The following is a 15,933-nucleotide window of genomic DNA, read 5'->3' as shown; positions in this document are numbered from 1 at the left end:
TTGTGAAATCGAATCGTCGTAGAAGATTCATTGGTCTCCTGCTCGTTTTCTTCGTTTGTATCCTAAGTGTATCCGCCCCTTTCCAAAGCTTCGCCTCCTTCCCCGATGAGCTCCGGCTTTTTAGCGGGCAAGCCAAAGAACTCAGGCTTTCCATGCCGGTCAACGCCATGCTTACGGTGGAAGACCCCGAAATAGTCAAGGTTAACGGGAACTCCCGGCACTCATTTCAAGTTAATTTGAAAGATCCGATTTCCCTCCAATCCAACCAGCAGGGCTACACCGAGATGAAACTGAAGCTGTTCGGAGCCATTCCTCTCAAGACCGTTAAGGTCAATGTCGTGCCGGACCTGAAAGTCCTCCCCGGCGGGCAAACCATTGGCGTCAAAATCAAGTCAGCCGGCATTCTGGTTGTAGGCCATCATCTGGTCGCCGTGACCGAGAAACAGAAGATCTCGCCGGGTGAAGAAGCGAAGGTGCAGGTCGGTGATTTGATTGTTGCGATCAACGGTAGCCCCTCAGCGGACGTGTCCAAGGTATCCGGTCTCGTCAATAAAGCCGGTCAAAGCAAGAAGCCGCTGGAACTGACGGTTCAAAGAGGCCATCAGCGCTTCGAGCTGAAGCTGAAGCCCGCGTATGACGTCGTGGACAAGTCGTACCGGCTCGGCCTGTACATTCGCGATTCCGCGGCCGGAGTGGGCACCCTGACCTTCTACGCGCCCGAGCAGAACGTTTACGGCGCCTTGGGTCATGTGATCACCGATATGGACACTCAGACCCCGATTGTGGTCGGCAGCGGCGAGGTCGTTCACTCCAACGTGACGTCCATTGCCAAGAGCCAGAACGGCGAGCCCGGCGAGAAGCATGCGCAGATTTTCCGGGACAGCAAGGTGATCGGTACGATTGAGAAAAATACTCCGTTCGGCATTTTCGGCAAAATGGAAGAAGCTCCTGAGTATAGTTTATCCCGAACGCCGATTCCGGTCGCATTCGCGGAAGAGGTAAAAGAAGGGCCGGCTCAAATTTACACGGTCGTGAACGGACAGAAAGTGGAGAAATTCGATATCGAGGTTGTACATGTGGCCAAGCAGGGAAGTCCCGCCACCAAGGGGATGGTCATCAAAGTAACCGACAAGCGGCTGCTTGAGAAGACCGGCGGTATCGTGCAGGGGATGAGCGGAAGCCCGATTATCCAGAACGGCAAAATGATCGGCGCGGTCACCCACGTATTCGTGAACGATCCGTCCAGCGGGTACGGCTGCTTTATCGAATGGATGCTCCAGGATGCAGGCATTCTGCTCCGGCCCGAATCAGATGCGAAAGGACTGAAGGCGAGCTAGCCTTTGGTTCTTTCTTTTTTTGCGAACGATTTGTCGAAAAATGTTGAAATACCAAAATAAAACTCTATTATAAAATAACTGCTCACAAAAATAAAGAAAATAATTTTTCGACAGAAGGAATTTGATTGGGCGTGTCGAAATGATAAAACAAGGAATTAGAAAACCCTCGATTTTTTTACAAATAAAGGAGGCTTTCAAGTTGCAAAAGATTCAAGTTTTGTTAGCGGACGACAACCGAGAGTTTACACATTTACTTTCCGAATTTATCAGTGAACAGGAAGATATGGAGATTGCAGGCATCGCCTATAACGGAAACGAAGTGCTCCGTTTTATGGAATCGCAGAAGGATGTGCCTGATATTCTCATTCTGGATATTATCATGCCTCATCTGGACGGCCTGGGTGTACTCGAGAAGCTTCGCGAAATGAACTTAAATCCGGCTCCGCGGATCATTATGCTCACGGCCTTCGGCCAGGAGAATATTACGCAGAAAGCCGTGCAGCTTGGCGCCTCCTACTATATTTTGAAGCCGTTTGACATGGAAGTTCTGACGAACCGCATCCGTCAACTGGTGGGCAACCAGCCGGCTGTCACGTCGACCAGTTCCATCAAAGCGAATGTCGTTCAGATGCCGAAAAGCAAAAATCTGGACGCCAACATTACGACAATCATACATGAAATCGGCGTACCTGCGCATATTAAGGGATATCAATATCTGCGCGAAGCGATCACGATGGTGTACAACAACATCGAAATTCTCGGCGCCATCACCAAGACGCTGTACCCCGCCATTGCAGAAAAATACAAGACTACCCCGAGCCGCGTCGAACGCGCCATCCGTCACGCGATTGAAGTCGCCTGGACGCGCGGCAACATCGACAGCATTTCGTTTATTTTCGGCTACACTGTGAATATTAGCAAATCGAAGCCGACGAATAGCGAATTTATCGCGATGGTGGCGGATAAGCTGCGGATTGAGCATAAGGTGAGTTGAGAGGGTTAGAAGCCTTGTGTGGTAAGGGATTTAGCATGCAGAATTTGCTTTAATCTCAATTAATGAAAGCCTATAGATCTGTTTTGAAGCCGATAAACTTTTCCCATCTCGCCCGATAAACCATTATGGTTTATTGGGCTTGTGTTTTTAAAGGAGATAGGGGAAACTAAAAATGAAAGTGACTGAATTAGAGTTTTACACTGAGGATTTTCTAACCTTCTGCCAAAACAAAAACTTGTCAAGTAAAACGATTACTTCGTAAGAGCAGTCGTTAAAACTGTTTTTTTGCTTATTTGAAAAAAGAGCATGAGGTTTATACATTAAAACCGGTAAAGATTGGGCATATAAGGCAGTACGTTCCTTTGTTCAAGCACGGGGAAAGTATACTGACCGTTTAGGTAGGAACTATGATGGCATCATTGCAGACTGGAAGTACATAACACGTGAGTTGAAAGCTGATATTATAGTTCTTGAAAATGAACCCCTTTTCGACTTTCAAGGATATTTCGAGCTGATAAGCATTCAATTTGGGTTCGCATGCCTTTTTCAAGTTACCATAGCTACTAGCTCCTAGAAAGAAGCTACTACTGCGTAAGAAGCAAAACGACTCCAGATAATATCCTGGAGTCGTTTTTGACAAGTGTTCAATTAAAACAGATCAGGGTTCAGAGGACTTTAGCTTTTAATCAAATGTTGCATCCGCATTAGCTTCATTTTTACTTCCAGCAGTAGGTGTATAAGTCACAGATAGCGCTTTCCAAGCTAAACTAACACCAAATTGTCCGATAGCATTTTCCTTTGCCTCCATATATTGAACAATAATTCGCTGTGGGGCGTCACTGTCCACTCTTCGCATAGTCAGCCATGTTGTTCCTTTGTACATATAGGAATTGTCTGAAGTGTTCATTCTCCAAGCAGCTCCATACATACTGTATCCATCAGATGCAGGTTGTCCTCCGTTCTCGAAACCTTTTGTTCCGTTGTCTACCCATCCCGTGTATGTGCCAGAAACAGGATTAAACCAGTTCTTATACATCAAGGCACCGTATTTGCCAGATTGTATCTCCCAACCATCGGGTACTGCAATGGAGAACATGTCTTTATTAATTCCGTATGGACCTGGCGATGGTCCTTTACCTGTAGTAAGCCATTCGAAATTACCGTAAACTTCTTTAAACGCTGGGTACTTACCATCGAAAACCGTTATTTTAAAAACTAAGTCACTCCTCGGAATTGCTGCTTGAGGAAACATGCCTCCAGATGATTCAGGGTTCTCAATTAGCTCACCGGTTTCATCGTCACGGTGAAATGTTTTTACTTGCGAACCTGCGTATTTCAAGTTTTCACCTGAATTGGTGACAATAGTTCGTTTATAGTCTACATCCAAGCTTTCAATTACGTTTACTGGCATTCCAGATTTAATTAAAATCTGGTTAAGTTGTTTTTCTGTGTAGTTCTTATCTTTAGCAAAAGAGACCGAGGGAATTAGGGCAATTGTTAACATAGAAAGCAAGACAAGACTCATCACTTTTTTCAATTTCCTTACCTCCACATTAATTATGATTTAATAATTTCAAACTCCGCTTCCTTTCCTTCACCTCCCTTATAAGGTAATATAAAGAAAACAATGCTAGGGGGGAGTCATTTGAAAAAAAACATAATCCCACTTATTATTCTTTTGATTGTAGTTGTGGCAACATCCTGTGGAACTAAGATAAGTACAACGAGTGCCATTGTAAAAGTGGTTTCAAAAGATCACACAAATAGTGATTTCTGGATTACAATAGCCGATATGAGCCAGAATGATTCCGAACAAATCAAATTGAAGGTTGATAACGAAAATACTTGGAATTTAATCAATGAAAAAGAGCTTTATACGATTTCTTATGATTTCAAAGAGAAAGAAAAAGGTGGAACCTTGGTTATAATCCGACAAGCAGAAAAAGATAAGTAATAAAAGAAAAAAATACCATTTAAGTTAAATTATTGCACATAATTACTGTGGTTGCAAACACTACAATATTTGCTTACTTTTTTTCTCGAAATTGGTCCAACAGTCAAAGACTTTTAATTGTTTGTTTATCAATTAAGGCAGGTTTGTATTCCTAGAAAACAAGAAAATGGGGTATGTTCTTATACTTTGCTTAGAAAAGAACATACCCCATTAAATTAGAAAATTCGATATACGTGGATATCTATGCAATTAGACAAAGTTAGATTGGCTCTTTTATTCAATTTAAAAATCTTGTTGGTGACTTTTTTTATTTATTGTATTTCGGTTTAAGAGCTTTTATAAGTTCAGTCTCAAAATAGTCTAAAAGAGAGTTTGGGATAAATTTATGCTAAGTGATCATTTATATCTATACATCTTTTATTCAAAGTTTCTCCACCTCATTTGCGTTTTTTTATGAAATATACGTAGATCAATAAACCAATCCCTGGTATTAATTGAATATGAGTGAGAGGATTTTTTTTATTAAATCGCTATTCATATTAATAAAATTCAAATCAATAAATCATTTAAAAGAAATAAATTTCAAGATGGAGAGCTATGTTGAAAAAAACTACTTTAGTAATTGTTGTTTTTTGTATATTAATGATACTTTTCAGTACAATCCTTTTTGTCGCTCCCTCAATTTTCGAAAATAAAAATACAGACTTACAGAAAGTTTCTAATTTTATTTCATTTCTAAGTATGATATTTGCCATTTTTGCTTTGTTTATTGCTACTTTCGCGTATCGTGCGGCCGTACTAAGTCCTAATTTAAAACTGAATATAATACCTTGGATGGCGGAAAAGGGAGATATAGCATTAAGGGTAAACAAGTATACTAAGCAAATTGATTCCACAAGGCCGTTAACTAACTGGAAACTTGAAATTGAAAATAATGGAGACGTAGCAGCCAAGTATGTAGTTGTTGAAATAGTATTTGATGGAATGTTTTTTAGTAACGACGCATTCCCAGGATGGAGGGCTAGTCATCATGCAAATGCTCTAGGTTACTATGGTATTCAATGGACATCTGAAGACAAAACAATTGTTCATCCACATTTTCCAGTCGAGATTCCAACTCTGTATTTTTCGGGTCACTATTTTTCGGGTGAGGATTTAAATATAACTGTTACAGTTGTAGCGGATGGTTTCAAAAAGAAAGTCTCAAAACTCCCAGTTAGATTGGAATATGATGAACTCGTTTGAATCCCAAAGAAGTGAAACAATAAAATTTGACTTAAATTCAATCTTATGAAGATCTGATTTTAATCACATATGGTAAGCGGAAGTACCGTTAACATATTTTATATCACCAATATGTAATAACCTTACTACTCAGCTAATGTGTTTTTATAATCCTTTGAAATCTCGATTAGCGCAATTAGTTCGTTGATGAGCAGTTTTTTGGACATGCCACAGTTTACTACGATAACGGAGTACGATAGTTAAAGGACTATGTCAGGGTTAGGCGCCGCTGGCGTTAGGAGTACCTTCAGAATCATTGCTTAAAGAAGATAAAGCAACTAATACCTTTGAAAATGCACGTTTCTCCTTGGAAGTGTTACAGCAACAAGGAATTCACCCCAAAAAGGTTGTTTTAGTTCATACAAATGATTAAACTAACGGATACCAGTAGATTCAAGTCATCGATGAGACGAAGAGGGGGAAACCGAAATGAAGACGATCAAGTGCATGATGGACCACCTGTACTGGGCGGACGGACGCATCTTGGACGCGCTCGAGGAGAGTGAGACGAAGAACAAGGACCTTCTGAAGCTGGTTCGGCACGTCGCGGTCGCGGAACGAGTCTGGCTGTCCCGATTGCAGGGCAAGGGCAGCGCGCAATATTCGTTGTGGGAGGAAGCGGAAGACCTGACGGCGATCCGGACGATGTTCGAAGAAAACGCCGAGCAATATCGCGTCTATATAGAAGGACTTGAGGAATCCGAGTTGGACGAGATGATCGACTATGCGAGCCAGAGCGGGGATCCGTTCCGAACGTCCGTCCGGGACATCCTGTTGCAGGTCCTCTTACATGGGCAATATCACCGGGGACAGATCAACCGGGCACTTCGGATCGAATCGGCAGAGCCTGTCCAAGTCGATTACATCACGTTCGCGAGGCTCTAACAGGGCCTAATAATCACCATTACTCGGAATGGAGTTGGCATTGAATTAACGGGAAACGTTAGTTCATTTAAACAAAATAAATTTTATACCCGGCATGTATCATGGCCGGGTATACTGCATTTTGGCGTTCTCCCATTTTACTTTTTATAGTATTTGAACTTTTTCCACGTGTATCTAAAAATTTTATTTATTTCATGACTGGAAGGATTGGCACCCCTTTGTAATCCGGTAGCAGATATCTTTTCGTATTGTTTTCCAATAAGACTTTACATAGAAGCACGATTTTATAGGAAAAAGAGAGTGATTCTGATGAACTCTTTAGCATCACTGGCATATGTTTATATGCTTGGGCTTGGTTGCGGTATATGGAGCAAGAAAGAAGTCATTGATTGGTGTGATAAGGTAATTGAGGTAAAGGAAAATCCACCATTTGAGATTATTGAAATTTCTTTAATGTCTAATGAAAAAATAAATGATATTGAAGGAAAGTTGTTTGAGTTTAGCAAAAAAGCGGAAGATAATCATTTCGTAAAGATATTGCTAGGTATATTGTATGAAAAAATAAAACGTAATCAATTGGACATTGAACAAGCTATTAAATGCAGTACAAGGCTTTTGGTTCAAACAGGGTTAATTTATGAAGAAGGATACTATAACTTATACAATATGGACGACAGTCTTGAATTGGCAAAAGATGGGGTCTATGGTGATTTAACAGAAGTTGCAGATGATTACCTAAATGAAATCAGCATTTTCAGAAATTTTTTTGACGAGTTCCAAAGAATGTATTTGGCAGTAATGAATTGTGAATGGGTTTCGAGCAGAGTTATCATTCAGAATTATATTTGAAAACGGTTGGTTAATGATTGAATGTCCTTGGCGTATCAGACAGGAAGAAGTGACTGTAGGAAGAAGCGATTGTATTTCTGCACCAAATAAATATTCATACCATACTGCTTAATCAAACATGGATTCCATGTGAGGAGGATGGAGTTTATGTCTTCTGCACCCAATAAACTCGATGGGGCAAGGGTTTTAGCGTTTACATTCATGACGACCGAAGGATTAGGTTATGTTCGTTTTCAAGATGAAAATGGAGTAAAGCATGATGTTTTAATCAAGTCACTTTCCATAGCACAGTACGATAACGACAGAAGCAATAATAGTTATTATTTATTTTCATGCGATGAAAATTGGAACGTCATAGGTGATTCCCTACATTATTCGTTAGACGAAGTTTTTAAGTGTGCTGAAAGTTCTTATGGTATTCGTTCAAATCAATGGATTCATACAAAGTATATGCCATATTCATATGAAGATTTAGAAAGAGATTTAGCTATTGGGCATGAAGTAGAATTTAAATATAGGGGTAGAGAATATTCAATAACTAATAACAAAGCTGGATGGTACTTGTCAGAGCCTGATTCTAAATACCAAATGTTTACGGGCAAAATTGATTTGCTCGAAAAAGGAACAATTGATGGGAAGCACTTAAAAGATATTTGGAATGATGTTGAAGTTACAACCATTTTCTAAATAAAAGAGAAGTTTCATCAACGGCTATTCGCCGCGATAAGCATCCTGATAACACCATTTGCTGTCATTCATGAGGCTTTTTTATAGTTTGACGACTTAGAATAAGCTGTCCCTCATTTTGAAATCCTTGATACATAAGGCTTAGGCAACATCGACAGCATCAGCTTTATTTTGGGTACACGATAAACATCTCGAAGACGAAGCCGACGAATAGCGAATTCATGGCGATGGTCGCTGACAAGCTGCGCATTGAGCATAAGGTGAGCTGAGGGTTAGATTCAGTAATTCTAAGCCGATTTTCTATACAGTATATCAACCAATAACGTTATTTATTGGGTCTGCAAAAATCCGATGAATAACGGTATTTTTTATTATGACAATTCTCAAAAAAGGGAAGTGTTTATTGCAAAAGATGCCAGCCTAAGGTAAAAAATAGACCTAATAAAGTCAAAATCGTTCACGATAGAGCAAAAAAATGAACTATGACGCTGCTAAATACTTCTCTATGATATTGTTGAGAGGAATTTTTTTCTTGTAAATTCAGAATGAGAGAGGAGCAAAGTGGAATGACTTCGATGAGCAAAAGAATCTCTGTATTTCTGTTTTTTTGCTTCATGATGCAGGCGCTTTCATTTGGGACGGCAGTCCATGCAAGCGAACCGCAGCCGGATTTGGTTTCAAATGGGGGATTTGAAAGTGTAAAGTCTGGGGTAGGAAAATGGGAAGCTGGAGTTGAACCCGTCGGTTGGGGGTTATGGTTAGCAAACGGGACAGGAAAGGCCTCTGTGACCAGGGATGTTTACCATACAGGGACTCAAGCGGTCCAGCTTGAACATTTGGCACTGAGCAGAACGGGTCTTTCTCAAGATGTACCGATTACGGGTGGACAAACGTATAAACTGAGCGTTTGGGTAAAAACGAAGGATGTCAATTCGGGCATCGGCGTATTTGTAAGAACGCAGTTTTTTAAAAGCATCAAAGGTCTTGACGGGAAAACGCAAGATGAAAAGATAGGGGCCGGGCCCTCGACAGAGGAATTAACGGGAACTCAAGACTGGATGAAGCGGGAAGTCATCATATCCGCTCCAGAGGAAGCGAAATATATCCGGCTGGAACCCTTTTTCGAAACAGGGACAGGCACTGTGTGGTTTGATGATATTTCTTTGGTCAAATGGAACAGCGTGACGGGCCTGGCGCTGGACCAAACGAACGTAACGCTGGAAAAGATGCAAACCGCAGTCTTAACGGCCAAGGTGACGCCTGAAAATGTAAGCGGTTTATCACTGCAATGGCGGGTAGACAACAAAGATGTTGTGCAGGTGGAGGCTCAAGGTCCTCTTGCAGTTATAACAGCTTTGAAGCCGGGGAAGGCAATCGTAACGGTGATGACAGATGACGGTACTTTTGCGGCGACAAGTGAAATTACAGTAAAAGAAGCAAGCATCCAGGGAGATCTTACGAACGATGGAAAAATAACCGTCGGTGATTTAGCCATGGCAGCCGCACATTTCGGTAAAGATACAAGCAGCCCGGATTGGGAAACGGTAAAGGCTGCTGATGTGAATGGAGACCATAAAATCGATCGTAGTGACCTGATGTGGTTCACGGAGCGGATTTTTCCATAAGTCAGTTACATGAACGAAAGGAGTGTTTATTTTCATGAAGAAGTCCATTTTGCAGTATACAGTCATTGCTTTAACGATAGTCGCGCTCATTTTTACCTCTTATCCCGTTTCTGTTCAGGCCCAGCAGCCGGACCCGATTGATTCCATGAGGGACAAATGGCTTGCGTTTTTGACGGGCGGCCAGCAAATCGATTTGAACGATGAAGATATTCGTCAAGCGGTGGAGGCCAATGCCAAGAAAGTAACCAACGACCAAAAAACCGGCTTTTGGGACCTGCTCCTTAAAGACCCGGCCCGCAAATCGTTGTGGGCGGATTATGCAAGTACGACGGATTCAAGCCATATCACCCTTTCTTATAACCGTTTGAAAGACATGGCGATTGCTTACTCGACTCAAGGCTCGAACTTGTACCGAAATGAGCAGCTAAAACAAGATATTATTGCGGGTTTGGATTGGATGTATACGAATCGCTTTAATGAGAATAAAGCGAAATACAATAACTGGTGGGACTGGGAAATCGGATCACCGCTGTCTCTCGGCGATATCATGACTTTAATGTATGATCACCTTTCTCCTGAGCAGGTTGCCCGTTATACCCGAACGATTGACAAGTTTATACCCGATCCCACCTTACGGTTGGGCAGTACGTTGAAAGAAACAGGCGCAAACCTTTTGGATAAAGCATTGGCGGTACTGATTCGAGGGGTTATTGGCAAAAGTGAAACGAAAATCGTTCAGGCGCGCAGCTCCATTAGCTCGGTGTTCCCGCCGGTAACAAGCGGCGACGGTTTTTATGCCGACGGTTCTTTTATTCAGCATAACAATATTGCGTATACCGGAAGTTACGGAAGCGTCCTGCTTGGCGATATGGCTAAGCTTTTGACGATATTGAATGATTCGCCTTGGCCGATTCAAGATCCAAACTTGGCGAATACATACGATTGGATCACCAATTCGTTCGAGCCGCTCATTTACAGCGGACATATGATGGAAAGTGTTAGCGGGCGAGCGGTATCTCGGTATAACAACAATACCCGCGGAACTGCGTGGACAATTAATCGGATGTCGCAATTTGCTCCTCCTGAGCTTGCGGCCCGTTACAAGAGCATGGTCAAAGAATGGGTTTTATCGGATACGAGTGTGTCCAACAAATATGAGGGCATGCCGATTCGGGATCTTGTTCTTTTCAAGGCTTTAATGAAGGATACGTCTGTCGTGCCTCGCGGGGATTTGATTGGACATCATCAATTTTCGGCAATGGACCGTATTGTTCATGCGCGGAAGGGATATGCCTATGCGATCAGCATGTCGTCCTCGCGGATTTCCAACTATGAGGGAGGAATCAACGGCGAGCATACGAAGGGCTGGTACACGGGCGACGGCATGACGTATTTGTACAACAACGATGCCGCTCAGTTCAGAGACGCATTCTGGCCGACGGTGGATTCATATCGGATGCCGGGAACAACCTCTGACGGCTTGCCAAGGACAGGCAGTAAAGTAACATCTAAAAGCTGGGTCGGCGGAGCATCGATGGACCAGTTGTATGGTGCGGCAGGAATGGACTTGGCTCCGCCAGGCAGTAAATTAACAGGAAAAAAATCGTGGTTTATGTTCGATGACGAGATTGTTGCATTGGGAGCGGGGATCACAACCTCCGATAGCCGAAAAGTCGAAACGATTGTTGAGAACCGGATGATTAATTCGGCGGGGAACAACAAGCTGATTGTGAACGGCGAGACTATGTCGAGTGATCTGGGCTGGTCCAAGAATCTAACAGGAGTGAAATGGGCCAACCTGCAAGGTACGGCAGCCGGAGCCGATATCGGCTATTATTTTCCCGAAACGGCAAATGTCAGCGCTTTACGGGAGGCGAGAAGCGGTTCGTGGAGAGATATTAATCCAACAGGCCCGACGGACACCATCACGCGTAATTATGTAAGCTTAGCGATTGATCATGGAACCAAGCCGACAGATCAATCTTATTCCTACGTGCTGCTGCCTACTTTAAATGCGGCGGCTACCCAATCTTATAGCGAAAACCCGGATGTGCGTATCTTGAGCAACACGGCGAAAATCCAAGCCGTTCAAGAAACCAAATTGGGCTTGACCGGCATTCACTTTTGGGTACCGGGGACGCTGGATCGCATACGTGCTTACCAGCCTGTTTCGCTCATGATGAAGGAAAAAGGCGATGAGCTTACGATCTCGGTGTCAGACCCAACGCAATCCCAGTCCAAAGTGAAAGTGGAGCTGGCGGCCGCCGCCTCGCAGGTGCTTGCAAATGATCCTAGCGTTAAAGTATTGCGGATGCTGCCAACCCTGCAACTGGAAGTAGATACTAGAGGTTCTTTGGGAAAAAGCCATACGATTCAATTGAAAATTAACCCGGATCAGGAAGTAGAGCTTCCTGGGGAAACCGATTATGAACCTGACCCGGCCGCAAAGGTTCGAGTTCCAGTCACGGAAGATACATTCGTCAATGGCGGGACTGATGCGAACAACAATTTTGGAACAAGAGGATTTTTAAATATTCGAAATGGAAGCGGCAACACAGATCGCAAAGTTTTTCTGAAATTTGCACTGCCTTCCTCTATGCAGGAAATTCATTCTGTGAGCCTTAATGTATATGGGGAGACGAAAGACGGAAGCGGTAATATTTCGGATATTGGCGTTTATGAGGTGCCTGACGATAGCTGGACAGAAACAACCTTAACTTTTGCGAATAAGCCGGCGCCAGGTAAACAAATTGATGTGGCTACGTTCACAACACCGGAACAATGGCGTAAATTCGATGTGACTCCGTTCGTGATGACACAACAGCAAGGCGACAAAGTGGCAAGCTTTGCTTTGCAGCAGGTCGGAAGTAACCTCGCTTCAACGATTCGAAGCCGCAAAAGTGAAGAAGGAAAATACCAAGCTTATTTGGAAGTGCTGCTTAAAGACACGAAAGCGCCTACAACCTCCGTACGTGTCGATGGAAATAGCGGAGCCGATCAAGAGAATTACAAGGACGTGGCCCTACACTTTACCGCGGTGGACGATCCGAACGGTTGGGGTGTTTTAAGGAGCGAGTATCGAATCAATGGCGGGAAATGGATGGCAGTTAAAGCAGGTCAGGTCGTTATTCGAGAAAAAGGTGTGCATAACATCGAATATCGCTCGATAGACAAGGCCGGCAATATGGAAGAAGCACAGAAATTGACCGTCGTCCTAGCCAATGCGGATACTGAATTAAGCGGAAATCAATCCGTAGTTAAGGGTGAGCCACTGATTGTTACCTACCGAATCAAAAAAGCTGTGAGCGATATGTATGCCCATGACTTGACACTCGATTATGATGCTCATGTGCTGGAGTTTGTCTCAGCCGAGTCTATGCAAAGAGGCGTATCCATACTCAAGTCGAAGGCGGAAGACACCGGACGTCTGCGGCTCGTGATTGCTGGCGAGGGACAAGAAATCCAAGGGAACGCCGACTTATTGAAGCTTACATTTAAAGCCAAAAAAGCAACGGATGCTGTAAGCGGCAAGATTGAGGTGGCCCAAGCGATCCTTGCCGATAAACAGGGAAGCGAAATGACGGTGACACCGAGTTCTCTTCATTTTAACGTCCAAGCTTCAACGGAAGAGCCTGGTCCGGTTAAACCGAATCCGGGAGATAACGGCAATGGAAACGGAACCGATAACGGCAATGGTAACGGCAATGGTAACGGAACTGATAACGGAAACGGCAACGGTAACGGAACTGATAATGGTACCGGTAACGGTACGGATAATGGAGGCCCTGTACAGCCCGAAATTCCAACGGACAACACAGAAGCTGTTGTTTTAAATGATTTGAATGGTCATTGGGCAGAAGAAAAAATACAAGAAGCTGCTAAAAAAGGGTTGATTTTAGGGTATCCGGACGGATCATTCCAGCCGAACAAGAAGATCACACGCGCCGAATTTACCTCCTTGCTCGTTAGAGGATTAAAGCTGAATGAAGAGAGCGAGCTTACGTTCAGCGATCACGATCTAATTGATCATTGGGCAAAATCGGACATCGCGAAGGCGGTTAAAAAGGGAATTGTCTCTGGTTATGAAGACAACACATTCCGTGCTGAACAGGATATAACGAGAACAGAGCTTACGGTGATGGCGGTGAAGTCATTGAATTTGGCGGAAGAATCTCCAGATTTAACATCCTTCGTTGACCAAGCCGATGTTCCCGTCTGGGCACGGGGATGGGTAGCAACTGCAGTAAGCAAAGGCCTCGTTACAGGTCGGGATAACCAGACATTCGCTCCTCTGGCACCGGCAACTCGTGCGGAAGCGGTTGTCATTCTTCTGAATTTATTATCCTTGAGGAAGTAGATCAGAGTCGAAAGAGCACTTTATATTGAAAAAAAATAGGAGCCTCTCACGTAGATTCTTACGATGGTAATATCCCCTTACGGTAGACAACGAAATGGAGACATCTGCTAAGATGGTCTTTATGTTGTCTATTCGAAGGGGTTTTTTTTATGGGTAAACCAGGTCGTACGAATATCGCGAAGTTGCAATTCTCAAGAGCAAACCCAATGAATAACGAAAAATTGAATAGGTTACATAAAAAAAGTTCCCATTGCCGAAAAATACAAAACGACGCCTAGCCGCGTCGAACGCGCCATCCGCCATGCGATTGAAGTCGTCTGGACGCACGGCAACATCGACAGCAACAGCCACCTGTTCGGCTACACAATCAATATCAGCAAGGCGAAACCGAGGAATAGAGAATTTATCGCGATGGTGGCGGAGCGGATAAATATCGAAGTGACAAACCAACAAATACCACTTGTTTATTGGTCTTCCTAGAAGCCGATGAAGGAGTGGTATTTTAATGACTGATTTTGATTTTCAATTGGATAATTTCATGTTGTACTGTTCATCCAAAAACCTTTCACGTAAGACCTTAGCAAGTTATGAGCAAACATTGAAGCTATTCGGTAAGTACTTGCAAGAGCATTTTCAAATTGAGGAAGTAAAAAAAGTTCAATCGGGGCATATCCGTCAGTATATCAAGTACTTGCGGGAGCGGGGGAAGTACACATTAGTAAATATAGCGCAGTCCAAGGACAAGAATCATCCAGAAAATCGAGCTGACTACAAAAAAGAAGTGTCGATGACGACAATTGCAAACTACGTTCGTAACATCAAAGTGCTCTTCAATTACCTGTTTGAGGTTGAGCGCGATATTCCCAAAAATCCTGTTGAAAATGTTGAGAATCCAAAAGTTCAGCGGAAGGTTAAGAAAGTCAAAAATTCGTTGTGTTTGATAAGTTGGTGAAAATATAAGAATTAGAATCTCTCTGAACTGTATTGGTTTAGAGGGATTCTTAACGTCAAGACGCAACAATTATGATATATTGGAAGGTGATGGTAATGATATAGATTATTGGGGTGGTACGGATGAATAAGATAGTTAAGCTGTTTAAAGAAAGTATATGGGATTTGCTGAAAGATAATATTAAGACTGCAATTACTGCTCTAATCATTTTATCTACACCATTCGCAACTTCATTTTTTACAAATTTGAAAAATATTAAACTAGCTTTTAACTTACCAATAGTTATTGGTGCAATAGCTTTGATAACCATATTGGTGCTTGTTATAGTTCAAATTTCTAAACGGAACAAAGCATTGAATAAAGAAAACTATGAGTTGCAGTATCCTACAAATCCAAACGTCAATAAATTCAATAAAGGTGATATTATAATTCGTAAAATCGAAGCAGAAAATTCAGCGGCTGAAACGTTAAGTGTCGTAAATAAAACAAGGTCAGGGATTGAATGCAGAAAAATGGATGGTCAAATTATAAACTTCACTCCTGAAGAATTATTGACCAGTGATGAAACAAAGGAAGCATTGGAGAATTCAAGATTACGTAAAGCAGCATCCGTAAAACGTATTGCACAAACAAATAGACGAAAAGGTTCTCGTGGATTTGAATTTTAGGGTATGTTCAGATTTTTCATGTCCTAAAGGGAAAAGAAGTTGTTGATATTCAAGTTGAAAATGCATTGTTTAAAAGGGCTTTTGACGCACTAAATAAACAATAAGATGTGATACAAAAATGATACACAAAAATTAAGATGCCTTGTTTTGTTACTGATTTCAAAGACATAGAACGATAAAAAATCCATCAAAATCAATATTTAATAAGTGAAATAATGCCATGGTTACAGAGTGGGAATAGTTTAGCGGATATGATTCTAAGGTATTCGATGCCGAGTGAGGTAGATAGAACATTTAAGGATTAGCTACTCATTATGAGTGGTTTTTTTATACTTAATATG

13 protein-coding genes and 3 pseudogenes are annotated in these 15,933 nt (G+C 42.5%); 15 read left to right on the top strand and 1 reads right to left on the bottom strand.

Annotation, left to right across the window (positions count from 1 at the left end):
- The first annotated feature begins 2 nt into the window (after positions 1-2).
- The 3 genes and pseudogenes from spoIVB to AC2TF6_RS19010 all read left to right on the top strand — a co-directional run.
- Entirely contained in the window at positions 3-1,337 is a 1,335-nt protein-coding gene (gene spoIVB / locus AC2TF6_RS19020) for a SpoIVB peptidase (protein WP_326056725.1), read from the top strand.
- 199 nt (positions 1,338-1,536) lie between these two features.
- Positions 1,537-2,331 (top strand): sporulation transcription factor Spo0A, encoded by a 795-nt coding sequence (spo0A, locus tag AC2TF6_RS19015; protein ID WP_317954349.1) that lies wholly within the window; start codon positions 1,537-1,539, stop codon positions 2,329-2,331.
- Between the two features lie 388 nt (positions 2,332-2,719).
- A pseudogene (locus AC2TF6_RS19010) lies at positions 2,720-2,845 on the top strand (recombinase family protein); the annotation flags it as partial.
- Between the two features lie 168 nt (positions 2,846-3,013).
- Here the strand turns inward: AC2TF6_RS19010 and AC2TF6_RS19005 are convergent.
- Positions 3,014-3,868, bottom strand: a complete 855-nt coding sequence (locus AC2TF6_RS19005) for a hypothetical protein (protein WP_491308053.1) — start codon at positions 3,866-3,868, stop codon at positions 3,014-3,016.
- Positions 3,869-3,976: 108 nt separating this feature from the next.
- On the opposite strand from AC2TF6_RS19005, the gene AC2TF6_RS19000 reads away from it, so the two are divergent.
- From AC2TF6_RS19000 to AC2TF6_RS18945, 12 genes and pseudogenes are all read left to right on the top strand, one after another.
- A complete protein-coding gene (locus tag AC2TF6_RS19000) occupies positions 3,977-4,285 on the top strand; it encodes a hypothetical protein (RefSeq protein WP_491308052.1) in 309 nt (102 codons plus the stop codon).
- A 600-nt stretch (positions 4,286-4,885) separates the two neighbouring features.
- Entirely contained in the window at positions 4,886-5,530 is a 645-nt protein-coding gene (locus AC2TF6_RS18995) for a hypothetical protein (RefSeq protein ID WP_491308051.1), read from the top strand.
- A gap of 295 nt (positions 5,531-5,825) precedes the next feature.
- The gene (locus AC2TF6_RS18990) at positions 5,826-5,942 is read left to right on the top strand and encodes a hypothetical protein (RefSeq protein ID WP_491308050.1); all 117 of its coding nucleotides are present in this window, start codon (positions 5,826-5,828) and stop codon (positions 5,940-5,942) included.
- Between the two features lie 56 nt (positions 5,943-5,998).
- On the top strand, positions 5,999-6,454 hold the full coding sequence (locus AC2TF6_RS18985; RefSeq protein WP_491308049.1) for a DinB family protein: 456 nt from the start codon (positions 5,999-6,001) through the stop codon (positions 6,452-6,454).
- 309 nt (positions 6,455-6,763) lie between these two features.
- Positions 6,764-7,303: a protein kinase gene (locus AC2TF6_RS18980; RefSeq protein ID WP_491308048.1), complete on the top strand. Its 540-nt coding sequence runs from the start codon at positions 6,764-6,766 to the stop codon at positions 7,301-7,303.
- A 147-nt stretch (positions 7,304-7,450) separates the two neighbouring features.
- On the top strand, positions 7,451-7,990 hold the full coding sequence (locus AC2TF6_RS18975; RefSeq protein WP_491308047.1) for a hypothetical protein: 540 nt from the start codon (positions 7,451-7,453) through the stop codon (positions 7,988-7,990).
- Between the two features lie 144 nt (positions 7,991-8,134).
- Positions 8,135-8,259: pseudogene (locus AC2TF6_RS18970) on the top strand (sporulation initiation factor Spo0A C-terminal domain-containing protein); the annotation flags it as partial.
- Positions 8,260-8,556: 297 nt separating this feature from the next.
- On the top strand, positions 8,557-9,615 hold the full coding sequence (locus tag AC2TF6_RS18965; protein ID WP_491308046.1) for an Ig-like domain-containing protein: 1,059 nt from the start codon (positions 8,557-8,559) through the stop codon (positions 9,613-9,615).
- Positions 9,616-9,649: 34 nt separating this feature from the next.
- A complete protein-coding gene (locus tag AC2TF6_RS18960; protein WP_491308045.1) occupies positions 9,650-13,972 on the top strand; it encodes a polysaccharide lyase family 8 super-sandwich domain-containing protein in 4,323 nt (1,440 codons plus the stop codon).
- A 249-nt stretch (positions 13,973-14,221) separates the two neighbouring features.
- Positions 14,222-14,452 (top strand): annotated as a pseudogene (locus AC2TF6_RS18955) (sporulation initiation factor Spo0A C-terminal domain-containing protein); the annotation flags it as partial.
- Between the two features lie 25 nt (positions 14,453-14,477).
- Positions 14,478-14,924 (top strand): site-specific integrase, encoded by a 447-nt coding sequence (locus AC2TF6_RS18950; protein ID WP_491308044.1) that lies wholly within the window; start codon positions 14,478-14,480, stop codon positions 14,922-14,924.
- A 122-nt stretch (positions 14,925-15,046) separates the two neighbouring features.
- Positions 15,047-15,592, top strand: a complete 546-nt coding sequence (locus AC2TF6_RS18945) for a hypothetical protein (RefSeq protein WP_491308043.1) — start codon at positions 15,047-15,049, stop codon at positions 15,590-15,592.
- The last annotated feature ends 341 nt before the right edge of the window (positions 15,593-15,933 follow it).

Source organism: Paenibacillus sp. JNUCC 35 (assembly GCF_058269095.1).
Note: the sequence above shows the minus strand (reverse complement) of the source record. Positions and strands in the feature narration are given on the sequence as shown.